This is a genomic window from Aromatoleum toluclasticum ATCC 700605, assembly GCF_000378245.1.
GTDB classification, from domain to species: Bacteria; Pseudomonadota; Gammaproteobacteria; order Burkholderiales; family Rhodocyclaceae; genus Aromatoleum; species Aromatoleum toluclasticum.
On sequence record NZ_KB899493.1, the window covers coordinates 33,857 to 53,924 of the forward strand.

The window sequence follows — 20,068 nt, forward strand, 5'->3', positions numbered from 1 at the left end:
CCCCTATCACCGGGTGAACGAGCCTCATGAGCCAGGAAATCGAACTCAAACTCGCGCTGCCCCCCAAGGCCCTGGCGGCGCTGCGGCGCCACCCGCTGGTGGCCGGCGCCGCCCGCCAGGGAAGCGCAAAGACGCTCGACAACACCTACTTCGACACCCCCGACCTCCGGCTCCAGGCCCGCAAGATCGCCCTGCGCACCCGCCGGCAGGGTCGCATCGAATTGCAGACCGTGAAGTGCGCAGCCGAGTCCACGGCCGGCCTCACCAGCCGGCCGGAGTGGGAACAACCCTTTTCCGGCAGCTTCGACTTCAGCGCGGTGGATGCCCCCAAGGTGCGCAAGCTCCTCGTCCGCCACGCATCCGCGCTCGTACCCGTCTTCTCGACCCGCTTCCGGCGCGAAACCCGCCTGTATGCGCCCGACGACAAGGTGCGCATCCTGATGATGATCGACACCGGGAAAGTCGTCGCCGGCGACCGGCGCGCGCCGATCAGCGAACTCGAACTCGAACTCGTCACCGGCGAACCGCTCGACCTGCTCCTGCTCGCCTGCCGCCTCGCCGCCGACAATCCGCTGATACCGAGCGACATCAGCAAGGCCGAACGCGGCTATGCGCTCCACCTCGGCACCCGGCACGAACCCGCACGCGCCGAGCCGTCCGCCATCGGCGCCGGCGATTCGCCGCGCGCAGCCTTCCGCGCCCTCGCCTACGCCTGCCTGCGCCAGTGGCAGGCCAACGCCGTCGGCGCAACCGAGGACGGCGCGCCCGAATTCATCCACCAGCTGCGCGTCGCGCTGCGGCGCCTGCGCACCCTGCTGAGCCTCTTCGCCCCGCTGCTGCCGCCGGAATTCGTCGAGCACTGGCGTGCGCGCCTCGGCGAGAATGCACGCACCTTCGCCGAAGCACGCGATCTCGACGTCCTGTACGACGAAATCCTCGCACCGGTGGCGACCGACGAAGCCGGGCACAGCGGCAGCGAGGCCGACTCCGTCATCGCGCTGGCCGAACGCATCCGCACCGAATGCGAGCGCGCACGCAGCGAATCCCTGCATGCGCTCGACCCCGCCGCCCAAGGCCGCCTCATGATCGGCCTGACCGCAGCGCTGCACGCCCTGCCGGAAGGCGGCGCCAACGCCGGGCTCGCCCTCACCGACTTCGCAGTCCGCGAACTGGAGCGTCTGCGCAAGAAGGTCCGGCGCAGGCACGCCGCGGCAGCCGACCGCAGCCGCACGCACCTGCACGCGTTGCGCATCGCCCTCAAGCGCCTGCGCTACGCGATCGAGTTCTTCGCACCGCTCCTGCCGGCAAAACCCGCCCGCCGCTACCTGGCGCCCCTCGTCCGCGCCCAGGACGCGCTCGGCTTCGTGCACGACGTCGATGTCGCGCGCGTCCGCCTCGCGCACTACGCCGGCGACGACGCACCGCTGCGTGCCGCGGCGGCCTTCGTGTGCGGCTGGCACGGGCCCGGCTACGCCCGCCTCGGCCGCCGCGCGCTGCGCGACGTCGCACGCCTGCTGCGCGAAGACGCCCCCTGGGCCACGCACGGCTGAACCGTCATCGCATGGCAACACTCACCGCATAGGCTGCGCAGCTTTGGACACGGAGAACACGATGGACCTGTTGCTGTGGCGCCATGCCGAGGCCGTCGACGGCAGCCCCGACCACACGCGCGAACTCACCGAACGCGGCCTGCGCCAGGCGCAGCGGATCGCCGCCTGGCTGGAAGACCGCCGCCCCAAGCGCCTGCGCGTGCTCGTGAGCCCGACCGTGCGCACGCGCCAGACCGCCACTGCGTTCACGGACCGCTTCGAGATCGTCCCCTCGCTGGGCCCCGAAGGCAACGTCGCGGACCTGCTCGGCGCCACCGGCTGGCCCGACTCCGCCGGCCCCTGCCTGGTCGTCGGCCATCAGCCCGCGCTCGGCCGCATGGCCGCGCTGCTGCTCTCTGGCGTGGAAGCCGACTGGACGATCAAGAAGGGCGCGCTGTGGTGGTTCTCCAACCGCGTGCGCGACGGCGAAACCCAGACCGTGCTGCGCGCCGTCGTCCCCCCCGACCTCGCCTGACGCCAGCGGCCGACCGGCCGTGGTGCCGTGCAAAAATTTGTCCGCGACTCGGCTTCGCGTAAGCACGCTTGCCGTAAGATTCGCCCTGCGACAAGGGCGCCGTTTGCCCGCCAGCGCCTTCCGCTTAACCCGTCCGGGCATTCCAGAGATGAATACTACCGTCACCGCCAACGGCACCAAGCGCGTCATCGACGGCGTGGAACGCGTGTTCTACGACGGCTACTGGATCAAGGCCTACGATCCGCCCGCCGACTCGCTGCGCATGAAACGGCAGCTGATCGAGGGGCTTACGCGGCGCCTGTTCAACCACGTCGAGCACGGCATCAACATCCCCGGCAAACGCCTCGCCGAGGCGCGCACATCCTACGATGACGAGCAGGATCCGGACCGCAAGCGCGTGAAGGGGGCGATGCTCGCGGGCGCCCTGTTCAACCGCGCCACCGACATCTTCACCAAGCTGATGGAGATGCAGGAACTCGGCATCGAGATCCAGACCGACAACGCGCTGATGCGCGAATGCGGCTTCTGCCTACAGGAGGCGCTCAGTCTCGGCAAGCTCGTGCGCCACCGCAGCGGCGAGGAAGGCATCGACGAGCTGTGGGGCGAACCCTTCCGCGCGTTCTCGATCCCCATCGAAGCCTTCTACGACAGCCGCTACATCAAAATCTCGCAGACCCTGCGCGACATCGACCGCATCAGCGGCGTGATGGTCGAAACCTTTGCCGGTTCGCGCTTCTTCGAAGGCATCGAGGACCCGACCCTGCGCTTCGCCGAAGTCGCCAAGGTCAAGTGCGAAACGCTGCGCACCGACCCGGCGATCTTCGACGTCTGGGCCGACTTCGCCGTTGCGGCCGAACGACTCGCGAGCATCACGCCGCGGCTCGCCGGCGTGACCGGCCCGGAAGACCTGCAGCTCGCCGTCGACGGCGTGAACCTCATCGTGCAGGGGCGCGACCTGGTGAGCTACATCACCCGCGCGCGCGTGCCCATGCCCAAGAGCACGGGCGAATACGTCGAGCGCTGCGAACACTGGCGCCAGGGGCTGTGCCTGCGCCTGCACCCGCCGCTGGTCGCGCCCTGAATCCGGCCCGCGCTAACGACCATGACAACGACCGGCATGCCGGCGAACAGCGACACACGATGAAGAAGACCGACCTCGAAAAGCTCAACGGGCTGAAGATCCGCAGCCGCATGAAGAACACCGACACCCCCGACCGCTTCGCGAAAGCGTCGAGCGGCGCGAATGGCGGGTCCGGCGTCAATCCCCTCGTCGCCAGGCTCCTGAAGAAGGGTCTCGACGAAAAGGACCTCGACGAGAAGGGCCAGGACGAAAAGGGCAAGGCGTAAAAACGGCGACGCCCGGACGGCGCTCAGCACCGTCCGGGCGTACGCTGCCGCGAGCGGGGCTCCCGCTCAGACGATCACGCCGCCGCCCAGGCACACCTTCGATTCATACACGACCACGCTCTGCCCCGGGGTCAGCGCCCACTGCGGCTGCGCGAACACGATCTCGGCGCGGCCGTCCCCCAGCACATCGATCTCGCACGGCATGTCCGGCGTGCGGTAGCGCGGTTTGGCCGTATACACCCAGTGGGTGTGCGGATCGCGCCCCGAAATCCAGTTGAGCTCGGCCGCGGTCAGGCTGCTCTTCAGTAGAGCTGGATGATCGTGTCCCTGCACGACGTAGAGCACGTTCGCCTTCACGTCCTTCGCGGAGACATACCACGCGTCGTGCTCGCCCGCCTCGTCCTGCTTGCCCTTGATGCCGCCGATGTGCAGCCCCTTCCGCTGGCCGATGGTGTGATACATCAGCCCCTGGTGCTCGCCGAGCACGCGCCCGTCGTCCAGATTGCGGATCTCGCCCGGCTTGGTCGGCAGATAGCGCATCAGGAATTCGCGGAACGGCCGTTCGCCGATGAAGCAGATGCCCGTCGAATCCTTCTTCGCCGCGACATGCAGCCCCGCATCGGCTGCGATCCTGCGCACCTCGCGCTTGTACAGCCCGCCCAGCGGGAACAGCGTCTTCGCTAGCTGCGCCTGGCTCAGGCGATAGAGGAAGTAACTCTGGTCCTTGGTGCCGTCCTCGGCCTTCAGCAGCTGGTATTCGGTGCGCCCGTCATTGACCCACTCTCGCACGCCGGCATAGTGCCCGGTCGCGATCCTGTCCGCCCCGAGCTGCATCGCATGGTCGAGAAAGCAGCGGAACTTGATCTCCGAGTTGCACAGGATGTCCGGGTTCGGCGTACGCCCGGCCTCGTATTCGCGCAGAAAATCGGCGAACACGCGATCCTTGTACTCGGCCGAGAAATTCACGACCTCGAGGTCGATGCCGATCACGTCGCATACCGACGCGACATCGACAAGGTCCTGACGCGTCGAGCAGTATTCGTCGTCGTCATCGTCTTCCCAGTTCTTCATGAACAGGCCGGTCACCTGGTAGCCCTGTTGCTTCAGCAGCAGCGCGGTCACCGAGGAATCGACGCCGCCGGACATGCCGACGACCACCTTCATCCCGTTCGCATCCTTCTTACTGGACATTCGGTCCTTCTCCATTCAGCCATTCCGCCAGCGGCAGCACCACCGCAGGCTCCCCATGATCCACGAACCAGCTATCGACCGCAAAGCGCGCGCCGGGACTGTGCCCCGACACCGGCGTCGGCCCCGCCTCCGGACGCAACGCGAGCGCCGACCCGATGTCGGCCAGCACTTCGCCGCAATCGCACAGCGCGAGCATGGGCGCGATGTGGTCGGGCACCGGCGCCGGCGCGACCAGCACGGCCGCCTGCTGCGCCGGGGCATCCGTCTCCTCGATCACCGCGGAAAAGTGCTGGAGCACCAGATAAGGCGCCCGCCGCTCGACCGCCAGCACACGATGAAAACGCAGCCAGCCGCGCGCGGCCATGAGTTCGAGAAAATGCGTCGTCGTCGTCGAGTGGTCGATGCAGTCCATGCGGCCCGCGACGTCATCATCGCGGTAGTTGCCGCCGCGGTCCGCCGCGATCGGGGTCTGCCCGGCGGAGAGGCGTTGCATCATGCCCACGGCCCGGGCAATCGCAGCGCGCTCCGAATCAGCATCCGTGGCTTGCGCCAGCACGCCCGCCACACCGGCGAGTCCATCCTCGGCCAACACCACCTCGACCCGGCTCGCACAACCGTAGTTGAAGCACACCTCGACCGCGGCCGCCCCCTGCGCCTGGGGCAGCCAGGCCAACAGGCAAGCGGACACGCAGGTGAGCACCGCGGCTCGCGTCACGCGAGGCTCAGCCCGGATAATGCCGGATCAGATCGAGCGCGTAGCGGCGTCCCGCGATCCAGTCATCCACGCACTGCAGCACCAGCGGATTACGGTGCCGCTCGCGGCAGTCCAGCAGCGCGTCGCGCGTCATCCACAGTGCCCGCACAATGCCGGCATCCAGCGCACGGCCCGTCTCCTCCGCACCGACCGTGCCGCCGAATGTGAAGCGCAGATAGGTGATTTCGCCCTGCGGCACGGGCCACTGGTAGATCCCGACCACATACTCGGGCACGAAGCGGTGCGCGGTTTCCTCGAGCGTCTCGCGCGCAGCCGCCTCCACCAGCGACTCCCCCGCCTCGAGGTGGCCGGCCGGCTGATTGAAGCGCAGCCCGTCGACCGTTTCCTCCTCGACCACCAGGAAACTTCCGTCGCGTTCGATCACCGATGCCACCGTGACATTCGGCTTCCACACTCTTTCCATTGCAGCCATCGCCGGCAAAAACCTCAATTTTAACGCGCCACGCACGCCGCGACGCGCGAAACTGCAAGCGAAAGCATCCTGCACGATGCGCACAAGTGCCTGACAGGCATTATCATTCAGGGCTCTCCACGTCAAACCAAGAAAAAGATCGTGCGGAGGAGACAGCTCGTCCGAACAAGACCAACTCATAACGATCATGACACCCTCACTCGCTGGCATACCCGTCGATTTCATCCTGTTTGCGTTCACGCTGCTTGGCGTGGCGCTGTTCCACCACTACACCCTGTACGTCGCGCTGACCGGCTTCATCGTCATCAGCCTGTACAAGATCGTATTTACCGGTTTCGCGACGGGTGCCGGTGTCGCAGGGTGGCTGGGTCATCTCGGTCATGAATGGGTCACCTTCGCCAACCTGTTCGGCCTGCTGATGGGCTTCGCGATCCTCGCGCGGCACTTCGAGAAGAGCCACGTGCCGGTGATCCTGCCGAAGTTCCTGCCGAAGGACTGGAAAGGCCCGTTCGCGCTGCTGGTGATGATCTTCTTCATCTCCGCGATCCTCGACAACATCGCCGCGGCGCTCATCGGCGGCGCGATGGCGCACCAACTCTTCCGCGCCAGGGTGCACATCGGCTACCTCGCAGCCATCGTCGCGGCCTCCAACGCCGGCGGCGCCGGCTCGGTCGTCGGCGACACGACCACGACCATGATGTGGATCGCCGGCATCTCGCCGCTCGCCGTGATCGAAGCCGCCCTCGGCGCAGCCGTCGCCCTGTGCATCTTCGGCACCATCGCCGCGAAGCAGCAGCACGCCTGGTCGCCGATCAACAAGCACGCGCACGAACACACCCGCGTAGACTGGGGCCGCATCGCCATCGTCATGCTGATGCTGGGCCTCGCGATCGGCACCAACGTCACGATCAACATCGCCGCGCCGAGCATCGCCAGCAGCTTCCCCTTCATCGGCGTGGCGCTGTGGGTCGCGATTCTCGTGAGCGCGAAACTGCGCCGGCACGACTGGGAAATTCTGCCGGAAACGGCCAAGGGCTCGATCTTCCTGCTCTCGCTGGTGGGCTGCGCGTCGATGATGCCGGTGAACGAACTGCCGCCGGCATCGTGGATGAGCGCACTGGCGCTCGGCTTCGTCTCCTCCGTGTTCGACAACATCCCGCTCACCGCGCTGGCGATCCGCCAGGGCGGCTACGACTGGGGCTTCCTCGCCTATGCGGTCGGCTTCGGCGGCTCGATGCTGTGGTTCGGCTCGTCGGCCGGCGTCGCCCTCTCGAACATGTACCCCGAGGCCCGCTCCGCGGTGCTGTGGCTGCGCAAGGGCTGGCACGTTCCCGTCGCCTATGTCGCCGGCTTCATCGCCATGATGGTCTTCGTCGGCTGGCATCCGCAGTAAGCCGCGCTCGACCCGCATCCCGGCAAACCCGCCGCGATTGCGCTAAAATTGCGAATTCGTTCCGCCCTACGGGGCGGATCCCCCCTGAATACAATTCCGCTGGAGAATCCCACCATGTCCATGGCTGACCGCGACGGTTTCATCTGGCAGGACGGAAAACTCGTGCCGTGGCGCGAGGCCACGACCCACGTCCTGACCCACTCCCTGCACTACGGCCTGTCCGTATTCGAGGGCGTGCGCGCGTACAAGACGGCCAAGGGCACCGCAATTTTCCGCCTCCCCGAGCACACGCAGCGCCTGATCAACTCCGGCAAGATCTACATGATGGACATTCCTTTCTCCAAGGAAGAACTCATGGAAGCCCAGCTGGAAGTCGTGCGCGCCAACAAGCTCGAATCCTGCTACCTGCGCCCGATCGCCTTCTACGGCTCGGAAAAAATGGGCATCTCGACCCGCGGCGCGCGCGTCCACGTCGCGATCGCAGCCTGGCCGTGGGGCGCCTATCTCGGCGAGGAAGGCCTCGAGAAGGGCATCCGCGTGAGGACCTCGTCCTTCGCGCGCCAGCATGTCAACGTCACCATGGCACGCGCCAAGCTCGCCAGCACCTACGCCAACTCCATCCTCGCGAACCTCGAGGTCACGGCCGACGGCTATGACGAAGCGCTGCTGCTGGACACCCAGGGCTTCGTCGCCGAAGGTGCGGGCGAAAACCTCTTCGTGATCAAGGACGGCGTGGTCTATGAACCGGAAATCGCCTCCGCGCTGACCGGCATCACGCGCGACTCCGTGATCAACGTCGTGCGCGAACTGGGCCTACGCTTCGAATCGCGCCGCATGACCCGCGACGACATCTACATCGCCGACGAAGCCTTCTTCACCGGCACCGCGGCCGAAGTCACCCCGATCCGCGAGCTCGACAATCGCACGATCGGCGCAGGCAAGCGCGGTCCGATCACCGAAAAGATCCAGGCGCGCTTCTTCGACATCGTCAATGGCCGCGCCCCCGAATACGAGCGCTGGCTCTCTTTCATCTGAGGATTTCCCCGCCATGGCCGATAACCAGGACAAGAACCAGACCATCGCCGTCACCGCGCAAGACCTGCCACTGTACTGCCCGCGCCCCGACGCGCCACTGTGGGCCCGCCACCCGCGCGTCTTCCTCGACGTGCTGGCCGAAGGCGAAGCGGTCTGCCCGTATTGCAGCGCCAAATACGTGTTCACCGGCGAGCACCCGAAAGGTCATCACTGACCCTGCGGACGCACGAACCGACCATGGGGGCAGCGATGCCCCCATCGCTTTTCCGAACCAGCCCTACCGTCAGAGCCGGCAACAAGTGAGCAAACCCGTCTACACCACCGCCCTGGAGGCCGAGGCAGCTTTCTATGATGCGCTCGCGCGCTCCGACCTGGAAGCGATGTTGCAGGTGTGGTCCGAAGACGACGAGGTCGTCTGCATCCACCCGGACGGCGCCCGCCTCGTCGGCCTGCGCGCCGTACACGAAGCCTGGCGCCAGCTGTTCTCAGGTGGCGCGCGCCTCACAGTCAGCGTTTCGCAGCGCGTCGCCACAGGCAACTCCCTGCTCGCAACCCACAACGTCATCGAACACGTTGCCGTCGCCGGCGACGACCGCTTACCTCCGCCGATGGTCGCAACCAACGTCTACGCCAGCGGCCCGCACGGGTGGAAGATGATCATGCACCACGCCTCGCCGGCCCCCGAAATGCAGCACGTCGGCATGCACGACGGCCCGCGCATCGTCCACTGACCGCGCCGATGCGGCGCCGCAACATGCGCTTATGCTTTTCCGGCCGCCCCGACACACCTGATTCACGCATCTGCGCTATCCTGCGCACCTCGTCGGAGCCGACGCACGCGAGCGTCGGGTCCGCCCCCGAACCTGACCTCTGCACAAGAAGACGCCGAACATGACATCGACCTCCTATGCCGTCCCGGCAGCAGAAATCTTCAAAGCCTACGACATACGCGGCATCGTCGACCGCAGCCTCACCGCGGACGCCGTGCGCGCGATCGGCCACGCCCTCGGCTCCGAAGCCGTGGCCCGCGGCCAGCGCGCGATCGCCGTCGGCCGCGACGGCCGCCTCTCCGGCCCCGAACTCGCCGGTGCGCTGTCCGACGGCATCCGCGCCGCGGGTGTCGACGTCGTCGACATCGGCTGCGTGCCCACCCCGCTCACCTACTTCGCCGCCTACCAGCTCGGCACCGACTCCTGCGTCAGCGTCACCGGCAGCCACAACCCGCCCGACTACAACGGCCTCAAGATGGTGCTCGGCGGCCAGACCCTCTACGGCCCCCTGATCCAGGACCTGCGCCGCCGCATCGAGAAGAATGACCTCGCCCACGGCGCCGGACAGTTGCGCCAGGAAAACGTCGTCGACGCCTACCTCGAACGCATCGTCTCCGACGTCAAGCTCGCGCGTCCGATGAAGATCGTCATCGACTGCGGCAATGGCGTCGCCGGCGCGGTCGCCCCCGAACTCTTCCGCCGCCTCGGCTGCGACATCGTCGAACTCTTCTGCGAAGTCGACGGCACCTTCCCGAACCACCACCCCGATCCGTCCAAGCCGGAAAACCTGCAGGACGTCATCCGCGCCCTGAAGGAAACCGACGCCGAACTCGGCCTCGCCTTCGACGGCGACGGTGACCGCCTCGGCGTCGTCACCAAGGACGGCGAGATCATCTTCCCCGACCGCCAGCTGATGCTGTTCGCTGCCGACGTGCTGTCCCGCGTGCCGGGCGGCGAGATCATCTACGACGTCAAATGCACACGCAACCTGTCGGGCTGGGTGCGCGAGCACGGCGGCAAACCGACGATGTGGAACACCGGCCACGCCCTCGTGAAAGCCAAGCTCAAGGAAACCGGCGCCCCGCTCGCCGGCGAGATGAGCGGCCACGTATTCTTCAAGGAGCGCTGGTTCGGCTTCGACGACGGCCTCTACGCCGGCGCCCGCCTGCTCGAGATCCTGTCGCGCCACGCCGACCCCAGCGCAGTGCTGAAAGGCCTGCCCGACGCGGTGAGCACGCCCGAACTCAACATCAAGATGGCCGAAGGCGAACCCTTCGAACTCGTGCGCCGCCTCAAGGAAACGGCCCGCTTCGACCGCGCCACCGAAGTCATCACCCTCGACGGCGTGCGCGTCGAATACGCCGACGGCTTCGGCCTCGCACGCCCCTCGAACACCACGCCCGTGGTCGTGCTACGATTCGAAGCTGATAACGAGGCCGCCATCGCTCGCATCCAGAACGCTTTCCGCGCCGCCATCGAGCAGGTCTGGCCCGGCCTCAAGCTGCCGTTCTGAGAACATCCGATAACAAGAACAACAACAAACACAAGGCCCCGCTCCGCAAGGAGCGGGGCCTTTCCTTTTTCCCGCCATCCCGCCGTTCGCCCTGTCGAAGGGCACTGGCAAGGGCTTCGACAAGCTCAGCCCGAACGGTAGTAGCGCGCTGCACGACTCCGGCCGCCCGCAGGGTGCTTCCATCGCCCAAACCGCGTAGCGCCCCCCCGAATTCCTCCCCGCCAAATCACCCCTTCCGCCAGGCGCCGTCGCCTTCCCCGCAGGGCTGTCGTGAGCGCCGCCGGCCTGGCCGTTGCGGGGGAAACACGGCGGCGCATGTCTGAGGGCGCGCAGCGCCCGAGTTTGCGCCGACGCCCCCGCGACGGTCAGGTTGGCGGAAAGCCGAAGGCCGCGAGCGTCTGCCCGGAGGGGGAAGGCGACGGCGCCGACCACGGAGTACCTCTGCATCATCAACCGCGCCCCAAAAAAGGAAGAGCCTCGCCAGGCCATATAGCCCGCGAGGCTCTTCCCACGACCGCGCCAGCCCACGCCCTTCGACGGGCTCTGGGCGAACGGCTTACTCAGGCGACCGCTTGCAACCGGGCGCTTACAGTTTCCCCGCCACCCAGTCCGTGACACCCGCCAGCGCCGCCGGCAGCTTCGACGGTTCGGTGCCACCCGCCTGCGCCATGTCCGGCCGGCCACCGCCCTTGCCGCCAACCTGCTGCGCGACGAAGTTCACCAGCTCGCCCGCCTTGACCTTCGCGGTCTGATCCGCCGTCACCCCGGCAATCAGGCTCACCTTGCCGTCGGCCGTCGACGCCAGCACGATCGCCGCCGACTTCAGCTTGTCCTTGAGCTTGTCCATCGTCTCGCGCAGCGTCGGCACGTCGGCGCCGTCCAGCATCGCCGCCAGCACCTTGATGCCCTTCACGTCGGTCGCCTGCGCCACCAGATCGTCGCCCTGGCTGGCCGCCAGCTTCGACTTCAGCCGCGCGAGCTCCTTCTCCAGCGCACGCACATTGTCCAGCACCGCCGCGACGCGCTCGGCGACCTCGTCCGGCTGCGCCTTCAGCAAGGCCGCCACGCCCTGCACGCGCCGCTCCTGCTCCTGCACGTACTGCAGCGCCAGCTCGCCCGTCACCGCCTCGATCCGGCGCACGCCGGCCGCCACACCGCCTTCCGACAGAATCTTGAACAGGCCGATGTCCCCGGTGCGCGCGACGTGCGTGCCACCGCACAGCTCCCTGGTCGAACCGATCGACAGCACGCGCACCTCGTCGCCGTACTTCTCGCCGAAGAGCATCATCGCGCCCGTCTTCTGCGCCTCCTCGATCGGCATCACGCGCGCATCGGTCGCCGCGTTGGCGAGGATCTCGGCATTCACGATCTCCTCCACCTCGCGGATCTCCTCCGGCGTCATCGGCGCGGTGTGCGCAAAGTCGAAGCGCGTCTTGTCCGGATCGACCTGCGAACCCTTCTGCAGCACATGCGCACCCAACACCTCGCGCAGCGCCTTGTGCATCAGGTGGGTGACCGAGTGGTTACGCTGCGTGCGCGCGCGCGCCGCCACATCGACCTTCGCCGCCACGCCCTGCCCGACCGACAGCCGGCCGGTCTTCAGCACGCCGTGATGGCCGAACACCGTGGCCTGGATCTTCTGCGTGTCCTCGACCGCAAAAATGCCCGCCGCACCGCGCAGCTCGCCGCGGTCGCCGACCTGGCCGCCCGACTCGGCGTAGAACGGCGTGTTGTCCAGCACCACGACGCCCATGTCGCCTTCGACCAGCTCATTGACCGGCGCACCGTCCTTGTACAGCGCCAGCACGTTGCCGCGCTCCTCCAGCCGCTCATAGCCGTGGAAGACCGTCGCCGGGCCGTCGTATTCCAGGTTCGCCGCCATCTTGAACTTGCCGGCCGCCCGTGCCTGCTCCTTCTGGCGCGTCATCGCCACATCGAAGGCCACCGCATCGACCGTCACGTCGCGCTCGCGGCACACGTCCGCAGTCAGGTCCAGCGGGAAGCCGTAGGTGTCGTGCAGCTTGAACGCCGTCTCGCCGTTGAACACCTTCACATCGGCAGCCGCCATCGCCGCCAGCTCTGCGTCGAGGATGGCCATGCCGTTCTCGATCGTCGCGAAGAAACGATCCTCTTCCTGCTTCAGCACCTCCGACACACGCCCCTGGGCCGCCTTCAGATCAGGATAGGCCTCGCCCATCTCGACCACCAGGTCCGCCACGAGGCGATTGAAGAAGGCTGCCCGCGCACCCAGCTTGTAGCCGTGACGGATCGCGCGGCGGATGATCCGGCGCAGCACGTAGCCACGCCCCTCGTTGCCGGGGATCACGCCATCGGCGATCAGGAAGGAGCAGGCGCGGATGTGGTCGGCCAGCACCTTCAGGCTGGGGCTGTCGAGGTCCGCGGTCTTCGTCTCGCGCGCCGCCGCCTTGATCAGGTTCTGGAACAGGTCGATCTCGTAGTTGCTATGCACATGCTGCAGCACCGCCGAGATGCGCTCGAGGCCCATGCCGGTGTCCACGCTGGGCTTGGGCAGCGGATGCATCACGCCCGCCTCGTCGCGGTTGAACTGCATGAACACGTTGTTCCAGATCTCGATGTAGCGGTCGCCATCCTCCTCGGGCGATCCCGGGGGGCCGCCCCAGATCTCGGCGCCGTGATCGTAGAAGATCTCCGTACACGGACCGCAGGGGCCGGTGTCGCCCATCATCCAGAAATTGTCGGAGGCGTAGCGCGCGCCCTTGTTGTCGCCGATGCGGATCACGCGCTCGGCCGGCACACCCACTTCCTTGGTCCAGATGTCATAGGCCTCGTCGTCCTCGGCGTACACCGTGACCCACAACTTGTCCTTCGGCAGCTTGAATTCCCCGGTGAGCAGCTCCCACGCGTAGGAGATCGCATCGCGCTTGAAGTAGTCGCCGAAGCTGAAGTTGCCCAGCATCTCGAAGAAGGTGTGATGCCGCGCCGTGTAGCCGACGTTCTCGAGGTCGTTGTGCTTGCCGCCGGCACGCACGCATTTCTGCGAGGTGGTTGCACGCGAATACGGGCGCTTGTCGAAGCCGAGGAACACGTCCTTGAACTGGTTCATCCCCGCGTTGGTGAACAGCAGGGTGGGATCCTCGTGCGGCACCAGCGAACTGGAGGAGACGATCTGGTGGCCTTTCGACTCGAAGAACTTGAGGAATTTCTCGCGGATTTCGGCGCTTTTCATGGCTGGAATTCGGTTGGGCGGCGCCGCATCGGCTCCGCGTCGTTCGGAAACGAAGATTCTAACCGATGCCCGCCCGCTTGCGCCCGCGCGTCAGCCTCCCAATGACACCACCAGCGCAGTTCCCGTGTAGCCCGCCTGCGGCGAGAGCGACAAGGGAATCTGGATGAATGCGTAAGTCATGACAAACAGGAACAGCCCGGCGACGACCGCGACGAACTGCACGAAGAATTCCGTTTCGCTGAGTTTCATTGCACGCTCCCGTGGACCTGCAGGCAGGCCGTCTTGAACACGGCCCGATGCTAGGGCGACATCCCTTGCCGTCCGGTAAGCCGATGAAACCCTTGGTAAGCCTATGAAACGCTTGCGAACAACGCCCGGCACCATGCGCCGTGCGGCCATCGCCTATAATTTCAGCCTTTCCAGCTAAAAAAACGGATCAACCCCATGGGACATCGACTTTCGAAGATTTACACCCGCACCGGCGACGCCGGCACGACCGGACTGGGTGACGGCAAGCGCGTATCGAAAAACAGCCTGCGCATCCATGCCCTCGGTGAAGTCGATGAGCTCAATGCCACAATCGGCGTGCTGCTGTGCGAGGAACTGCCCGAAGACGTGCGCACGCTGCTGACCGACGCGCAACATGATCTCTTCGACCTGGGCGGCGAAGTGTGCATTCCGGGCATGAGCATGATCACCTCGAAGCAGGTCGATAAGCTCGAACAGGAACTGGATCGCCTCAACGAGCCGCTGGAACCGCTCAAGGACTTCATCCTGCCCGGCGGCACCCGCCCCGCCGCGCTCGCGCATCAGGCCCGCACGGTGTGCCGGCGTGCCGAACGCTCGATCGTCGCGCTGGCGCTCGAAGAGGCCGTCAACGACGGTCCGCGCCAGTACCTGAACCGCCTCTCGGACCTGCTGTTCGTGCTCGGCCGCGTGCTCAACCGCGCCGGCGGACGCGGCGACGTGCTGTGGCAGAAGCGCAAGAATGCCTGATCCGGCGCAGGCTGCAGCAGAAGCGGTCGCCGCGCTGACGAACGTCGCGCGCCGACCTCAGGCGGCCGCGGAGTGAAATCCGCGCGCCGCGGACGGCCTCCTCACCCGACCCGGGCGGGCAGGCCGAAGAGACCGGAACATTTCTCCGCGCCGCAAGAGCCCCGCGCGGATCCCCGCCTTATTCCAGATCGGCGCCTTGGCTCACGCGCCGCAGGCGCACCGCCTCGGCAAGGATTTCGAGAACGGCCACGCTGTCCTCCCAGCCGATGCATGCATCGGTGATGCTCTTGCCGTACTCGAGTTCCTTGCCCGGCACCAGATCCTGACGCCCGTCCTTCAGGTGCGACTCCACCATGACGCCGATGATGCGGTCCTCGCCCGCCGCCATCTGCACGCCGACGTCGCGCGCGACGTCGATCTGCAGGCGGTGCTGCTTGCGGCTGTTGGCATGCGAGAAGTCGATCATGACCTTGCCGGGCACACCCGAAGCCGCGAGCTCCTTGCACGCCGCGTCGACACTCGCCGCATCGTAGTTCGGTGCCTTGCCGCCGCGCAGGATCACGTGGCAGTCCTCGTTGCCCAGCGTCGACACGATCGCCGAATGGCCCGCCTTGGTCACCGACAGGAAGTGGTGCGGCGCCTGCGCGGCCTTGATCGCATCGACGGCGATCTTCACGTTGCCGTCGGTGCCGTTCTTGAAGCCGACCGGGCACGACAGCCCCGAGGCGAGCTCGCGGTGCACCTGGCTCTCGGTCGTGCGCGCGCCGATCGCCCCCCAAGAAATCAGGTCGCCGATGTACTGCGGCGTGATCATGTCGAGGAACTCGGTCCCGGCCGGCAGACCCATCTCGTTGATTTCCCACAGCAGCTTGCGCGCGAGGCGCACGCCTTCGTTGATGCGGAAGCTGTTGTCGAGGAAAGGATCGTTGATCAGCCCCTTCCAGCCGACGGTGGTGCGCGGCTTCTCGAAATACACGCGCATCACGACGAGCAGTTCGTCCTTGAAGCGGGCGGCCTCGGCCTTCAGCTTGCGCCCGTACTCGAGCGCCGCATCGATATCATGGATGGAACAGGGCCCGATTACGACCAGCAGCCGGTCATCGGCGCCGAACAGGATGCGATGGATCGCCTGCCGCGCCTCGAACGCCACTTCCGCTGACTTCGGGGTCGCCGGAAACTCGCGCAGCACGTGCACGGGCGGCACCAGCTCCTTGATTTCCTTGATGCGGACGTCGTCGATGTGGATCTTCACTGAAGCGGACATGGCGAAAACTCAGCAGAGTGGCATTGGCAAGCGTTCGATTCTAGCCGAAGATCGGCGTCCGCCGGGGCTCCCGAGCATCCAACGCCGGGGTTCGAGCCCGATACGTCGATCATCGCCGTGCATCGCTGCCGATCCTGGACGATACGGTCATCACGCTTGCCGGCACGGCGCCGCGCGAGTTCCGTTCGATGCGCACGCGCAGCCACCAGCGCGGCCATGGCTGCGATCGGGCGCCGCATCGGTTATGATTAGCAGCTTATGTTGACCGCACCTCCCTCTCTCCAATGATCCGCAAGCTGCTGCGCAAGGTCTTCCGCCGCGCCGCCTCGCCCATCAACACCGAACCTGCGCTGGTCCCCGTTACCCAGCACGGCATCCGTCGCGAACAAATCTCGCCCGCCGCCCGCAAGGTATGTTCGGTGCTGCAGGACGCCGGCCACAAAGGTTTCGTCGTCGGCGGCGCCGTGCGCGACCTGCTGGTCGGCCATCCGCCCAAGGACTACGACGTCGCCACGAGCGCGACGCCCGAGGAAGTGCGCGCGCTGTTCCGCCGCTCGCGCATCATCGGTCGGCGCTTCAAGATCGTGCATGTCATGAGCGGCCCGGAAACGATCGAGGTTTCGACCTTCCGCGCCAGCCAGAACGCCGAGGATGCCGAGACCGACGAACACGGCCGCGTGCTGCGCGACAACGTGTACGGTTCGCAGGCCGAGGACGCCACGCGGCGCGACTTCACCGTCAACGCGCTGTACTACGATCCGACCACCGAACAGATCCTCGACTACCATCACGGCGTCGCCGACCTCAAGCAGAAGACCCTGCGCATCATCGGCGACCCGCGCGCGCGCTACCGCGAAGACCCGGTGCGCATGCTGCGCGGCGTGCGCCTCGGCGCGAAGCTCGGCCTCACGCTCGATCCCGCCGCCCGCAACCCCATCCGCGAGATGGCGGAACTGCTCGAGAACGTGCCCGCGGCACGCCTCTTCGACGAAATGCTCAAGCTGCTGTTCTCCGGCTACGCGGTCAAATGCCTGAAACAGCTGCGCGAAGAAGGCCTACACCACGGCCTGCTGCCGCTCCTCGACGTGATCCTCGAACAGCCGCTGGGCGAGCGTTTCGTCTGGTTGTCGCTCGAAAACACCGACGAGCGCGTGCGCGCCGACAAGCCCGTCTCGCCGGGTTTCCTGTTCGCGACCCTGTTGTGGCATGAAGTGCTCGCCAACTGGGAAGCGCGCAAGAACAACGGCGAGCACACCCAGCCGGCCCTCTTCGCCGCCATGGATGAAGTGCTCGACGCGCAGGCCGGCAAGCTCGCGATCACCAAGCGCATCGTCGGCGACATCAAGGAAATCTGGGCCCTGCAGCCGCGCTTTGAAAAATGCAGCGGTAAAACCCCATACCGCCTCATCGAACAGCCGCGCTACCGCGCCGCCTGGGACTTCCTGCGGCTGCGCGCGCAGTCGGGCGAAATTCCGATGGCGCTGCCCGACTGGTGGGACCGCTTCGCCCATGCCGGCCATGACGCACGCGAAGCGCTCCTCGCCGAAACGCCGACCGCCGGTGAGACAGCCGAGCGCAAACGACGCCGTCGCCGCCGCAAGCCGTCTGCGGCCACGACCGAGGCCACGGCAAGCAGCGACGCATCATGACCGGCCATCGCCCGCCGCCGGGCCACGGCCCGGTGCGCGCGTTCGTCGCCCTCGGGGCCAACCTGGGCGATGCCGCCGCGGCGCTAGACAGCGCTTTCGCCGCGCTCGACGTGCTGCCCCGAACGCGCCTCGTCGCGCGCTCCAGCCTCTACCGCACTGCGCCGGTCGGCGTCACCGGCCATCCCGATTACATCAACGCCGTCGCCGCGATCGACACGACGCTGCCCGCGCCCGATCTGCTCGAGCTCCTGCTGAACCTCGAGAGTTCGCACGGTCGCCTGCGCGAGACCGAACTCGCCCCGCGTACGCTGGACCTCGACCTGCTCCTCTACGGCGACGCGACGATCGCCCTGCCGGGCCTCGACGTCCCGCACCCGCGCATGCACCTGCGCGCCTTCGTCCTCGTACCGCTCGCCGAGATCGCGCCCGACACCGACATCCCCGGCCGCGGCCGCGCAGCGGACCTGCTCGAAACCGTGCGCGACCAGCGCATCGAGCGCCTGGCCTGACCCGCCCACAACGTCGAGTCGTCCATGACCGCCTGGATGCAAACCCTGCCCGTCTGGGTGCAGACCGCAATGCTGCTCACCGCATCGAACGTCTTCATGACCTTCGCGTGGTACGGCCACCTAAAAAACATGCAGTCCAGGGCCTGGTTCGTCGCCGCCATCGTCAGCTGGGGCATCGCACTGTTCGAATACCTGCTGCAGGTGCCGGCCAACCGTATCGGCGCAGCCGATCTGAACCTCGCCCAGCTCAAGATCATGCAGGAGGTGATCACCCTGCTCGTCTTCGTCCCCTTCGTCGTGCTGTACATGAAGCAGCCGATCAAGCTTGACTACCTTTGGGCCGCCCTGTGTATGCTTGGCGCGGTATATTTCATCTTCAGAAACTAAAGGCGACTTTTCTGCATGCTCGACAAGGCACGCTACATCGTGGTCGAAGGCCCCATCGGCGCGGGCAAGACCTCACTCGCCCGGCGTCTTGCAGAACGCCTCGACGCCCGGGCGCTGTTCGAGCAACCGGAGCTGAACCCCTTTCTCGGCCGCTTCTACCAGGACGCCGAGCGCTGGGCGATGTCGACCCAACTGCATTTCCTGTTCCAGCGCTTCGACCAGCTCGGCATCGTCGCCGAGGCCATGGATAGCCAGCAGCGTGTCGTGTCGGACTTCGTGCTGGACAAGGATCCGCTGTTCGCCGCGCTGAACCTCGCGCCCGACGAGCTCGCGCTCTACCAGCGCGTGTTCGACGCGATGAAGCCCGCATCGCCGCCGAAGCCGGACCTCATCATCTACCTGCAGGCCAAGCCTGAAACCCTGGTCGAACGTGTCCGTCGACGCGGCCTGGACACCGAGCGGCGCATCACCGAGCAATACCTCGAGCGCGTCGCAGAGCGTTACGCACGCTTCTTCTACCAGTATGATGCCGCGCCACTGTTCATCGTCGATGCCGAAGTCCTCAACCCGGTCGACCACGATGACGACTTCGAGCTCCTGCTCGATCGCCTGCGCAACATGCGCAGCTATCGGGAATTCTTCGGTTACGCCGCCTGAGCGAGCAGCCGGCGGACCCCGAAACGGCTTGCACCTGCGCGGAATTCACGAATAACCGCACCTCTTCCGAGGCCCCCGATGAGCTACCTCCAGGACGAAAAACCCGTCACCCTGTCCGAACTTGGCAAGATGCGCACCGAAGGGCGCAAGATCGCCATGCTCACCTGCTACGACGCAAGCTTCGCCGCGCTGCTCGAACGCGCCGGCGTGGACGTCGCGCTGATCGGGGATTCGCTCGGCAACGTCGTGCAGGGGCAGAAGTCAACCCTGCCCGTGACGCTGGACCAGATGGTCTATCACACCGAATGCGTCGCCCGCGCCAACACCCGCCTCTTCATCGTCGCCGACATGTCCTTCGGCAGCTATCAGGAAAGCCCCGCGCAGGCGATGCGCAACGCCGCACGCCTGATGGCAGCCGGCGCCCACATGGTGAAGCTCGAAGGCGGCGCCTTCATGGCCGAGACCGTGCGCTTTCTCGTCGAGCGCGGCGTGCCCGTATGCGCGCACATCGGCCTCACGCCGCAGTCCGTGAACCAGCTCGGCGGCTATCGCGTGCAGGGCCGCAGCGAAGCCGGCGCAGCACAGCTCAAGGCGGATGCGCTCGCGCTGGAGCAGGCAGGCGCCGCCTTGATGGTCATGGAAATGGTACCCGCCGCCCTCGCAGGCGAAGTCACTGCCAGCCTCGGGTCGATGGCGACCATAGGCATCGGTGCCGGCCCCGGCTGCGACGGCCAGGTGCTCGTGCTGCACGACATGATCGGCGTCTATCCCGGCCGCAAGGCGCGCTTCGTCAAGAACTTCATGCCCGGTGCCGCCAGCATCGAGGACGCTGTCGCGAACTACGTCCGCGCGGTCAAGGATGGCAGCTTCCCCGCCACCGAACACTGCTACTGACTGT

General features: G+C 66.6%; 21 protein-coding genes. 15 read left to right on the forward strand and 6 right to left on the reverse strand.

The window, feature by feature from the left end:
- Positions 1–26: 26 nt before the first annotated feature.
- From F464_RS0105665 to F464_RS0105680, 4 genes are all read left to right on the forward strand, one after another.
- Entirely contained in the window at positions 27–1,550 is a 1,524-nt protein-coding gene (locus F464_RS0105665) for a CYTH and CHAD domain-containing protein (protein ID WP_018988820.1), read from the forward strand.
- Positions 1,551–1,611: 61 nt separating this feature from the next.
- Positions 1,612–2,064 carry a SixA phosphatase family protein gene (locus F464_RS0105670; RefSeq protein ID WP_018988821.1) on the forward strand — a complete coding sequence of 151 codons (453 nt, stop codon included), beginning with the start codon at positions 1,612–1,614 and terminating at the stop codon, positions 2,062–2,064.
- A 148-nt stretch (positions 2,065–2,212) separates the two neighbouring features.
- A complete protein-coding gene (locus tag F464_RS27910) occupies positions 2,213–3,145 on the forward strand; it encodes a hypothetical protein (RefSeq protein ID WP_018988822.1) in 933 nt (310 codons plus the stop codon).
- Positions 3,146–3,204: 59 nt separating this feature from the next.
- Positions 3,205–3,411, forward strand: coding sequence for a hypothetical protein (locus F464_RS0105680; RefSeq protein ID WP_018988823.1), 207 nt, complete (start codon positions 3,205–3,207; stop codon positions 3,409–3,411).
- Positions 3,412–3,477: 66 nt separating this feature from the next.
- On the opposite strand, the gene mnmA is transcribed toward F464_RS0105680, so the two are convergent.
- The 3 genes from mnmA to F464_RS0105695 are packed head-to-tail and all read right to left on the reverse strand — an operon-like array spanning position 3,478 to position 5,780.
- Complete coding sequence (mnmA, locus tag F464_RS0105685; protein WP_026295779.1) at positions 3,478–4,575, reverse strand: tRNA 2-thiouridine(34) synthase MnmA; 1,098 nt, start codon at positions 4,573–4,575, stop codon at positions 3,478–3,480.
- Between the two features lie 16 nt (positions 4,576–4,591).
- Positions 4,592–5,317 (reverse strand): hypothetical protein, encoded by a 726-nt coding sequence (locus tag F464_RS0105690; RefSeq protein WP_018988825.1) that lies wholly within the window; start codon positions 5,315–5,317, stop codon positions 4,592–4,594.
- A gap of 7 nt (positions 5,318–5,324) precedes the next feature.
- On the reverse strand, positions 5,325–5,780 hold the full coding sequence (locus tag F464_RS0105695) for an NUDIX hydrolase (RefSeq protein WP_018988826.1): 456 nt from the start codon (positions 5,778–5,780) through the stop codon (positions 5,325–5,327).
- 196 nt (positions 5,781–5,976) lie between these two features.
- Here F464_RS0105695 and F464_RS0105700 point away from each other — a divergent pair, with 196 nt between their 5' ends.
- The 5 genes from F464_RS0105700 (at position 5,977) to F464_RS0105720 (ending at position 10,500) form a co-directional block, all read left to right on the forward strand.
- On the forward strand, positions 5,977–7,182 hold the full coding sequence (locus F464_RS0105700) for a hypothetical protein (RefSeq protein WP_018988827.1): 1,206 nt from the start codon (positions 5,977–5,979) through the stop codon (positions 7,180–7,182).
- A 114-nt stretch (positions 7,183–7,296) separates the two neighbouring features.
- A complete protein-coding gene (locus F464_RS0105705; RefSeq protein WP_018988828.1) occupies positions 7,297–8,217 on the forward strand; it encodes a branched-chain amino acid transaminase in 921 nt (306 codons plus the stop codon).
- 13 nt (positions 8,218–8,230) lie between these two features.
- Positions 8,231–8,431 (forward strand): zinc-finger domain-containing protein, encoded by a 201-nt coding sequence (locus tag F464_RS0105710; protein ID WP_018988829.1) that lies wholly within the window; start codon positions 8,231–8,233, stop codon positions 8,429–8,431.
- Positions 8,432–8,516: 85 nt separating this feature from the next.
- On the forward strand, positions 8,517–8,948 hold the full coding sequence (locus F464_RS0105715; RefSeq protein WP_018988830.1) for a YybH family protein: 432 nt from the start codon (positions 8,517–8,519) through the stop codon (positions 8,946–8,948).
- Between the two features lie 160 nt (positions 8,949–9,108).
- The gene (locus F464_RS0105720) at positions 9,109–10,500 is read left to right on the forward strand and encodes a phosphomannomutase/phosphoglucomutase (protein ID WP_018988831.1); all 1,392 of its coding nucleotides are present in this window, start codon (positions 9,109–9,111) and stop codon (positions 10,498–10,500) included.
- Positions 10,501–11,086: 586 nt separating this feature from the next.
- Here F464_RS0105720 and alaS read toward each other — a convergent pair.
- Together alaS and F464_RS30850 are read right to left on the reverse strand one after the other, a co-directional pair.
- Positions 11,087–13,708: an alanine--tRNA ligase gene (gene alaS, locus F464_RS0105725; protein ID WP_018988832.1), complete on the reverse strand. Its 2,622-nt coding sequence runs from the start codon at positions 13,706–13,708 to the stop codon at positions 11,087–11,089.
- Between the two features lie 90 nt (positions 13,709–13,798).
- Positions 13,799–13,957 (reverse strand): hypothetical protein, encoded by a 159-nt coding sequence (locus F464_RS30850; protein WP_018988833.1) that lies wholly within the window; start codon positions 13,955–13,957, stop codon positions 13,799–13,801.
- Positions 13,958–14,152: 195 nt separating this feature from the next.
- Between F464_RS30850 and F464_RS0105735 the strand changes: the two genes are divergently transcribed.
- Entirely contained in the window at positions 14,153–14,704 is a 552-nt protein-coding gene (locus F464_RS0105735; protein WP_018988834.1) for a cob(I)yrinic acid a,c-diamide adenosyltransferase, read from the forward strand.
- 178 nt (positions 14,705–14,882) lie between these two features.
- Here the strand turns inward: F464_RS0105735 and aroG are convergent, their stop codons facing one another.
- Complete coding sequence (gene aroG / locus F464_RS0105740) at positions 14,883–15,968, reverse strand: 3-deoxy-7-phosphoheptulonate synthase AroG (RefSeq protein WP_018988835.1); 1,086 nt, start codon at positions 15,966–15,968, stop codon at positions 14,883–14,885.
- Between the two features lie 284 nt (positions 15,969–16,252).
- Here aroG and pcnB point away from each other — a divergent pair, with 284 nt between their 5' ends.
- From pcnB to panB, 5 genes are all read left to right on the forward strand, one after another.
- Positions 16,253–17,617: a polynucleotide adenylyltransferase PcnB gene (gene pcnB, locus F464_RS0105745; protein WP_018988836.1), complete on the forward strand. Its 1,365-nt coding sequence runs from the start codon at positions 16,253–16,255 to the stop codon at positions 17,615–17,617.
- Positions 17,614–18,126: a 2-amino-4-hydroxy-6-hydroxymethyldihydropteridine diphosphokinase gene (folK, locus tag F464_RS0105750; protein ID WP_018988837.1), complete on the forward strand. Its 513-nt coding sequence runs from the start codon at positions 17,614–17,616 to the stop codon at positions 18,124–18,126. Before pcnB ends, folK begins: the two co-directional genes overlap by 4 nt.
- Positions 18,127–18,150: 24 nt before the next feature.
- Positions 18,151–18,513, forward strand: a complete 363-nt coding sequence (locus tag F464_RS0105755) for a DMT family protein (protein ID WP_018988838.1) — start codon at positions 18,151–18,153, stop codon at positions 18,511–18,513.
- 15 nt (positions 18,514–18,528) lie between these two features.
- On the forward strand, positions 18,529–19,170 hold the full coding sequence (locus tag F464_RS0105760) for a deoxynucleoside kinase (RefSeq protein WP_018988839.1): 642 nt from the start codon (positions 18,529–18,531) through the stop codon (positions 19,168–19,170).
- A 78-nt stretch (positions 19,171–19,248) separates the two neighbouring features.
- Positions 19,249–20,064, forward strand: coding sequence for a 3-methyl-2-oxobutanoate hydroxymethyltransferase (gene panB / locus F464_RS0105765; protein ID WP_018988840.1), 816 nt, complete (start codon positions 19,249–19,251; stop codon positions 20,062–20,064).
- The last annotated feature ends 4 nt before the right edge of the window (positions 20,065–20,068 follow it).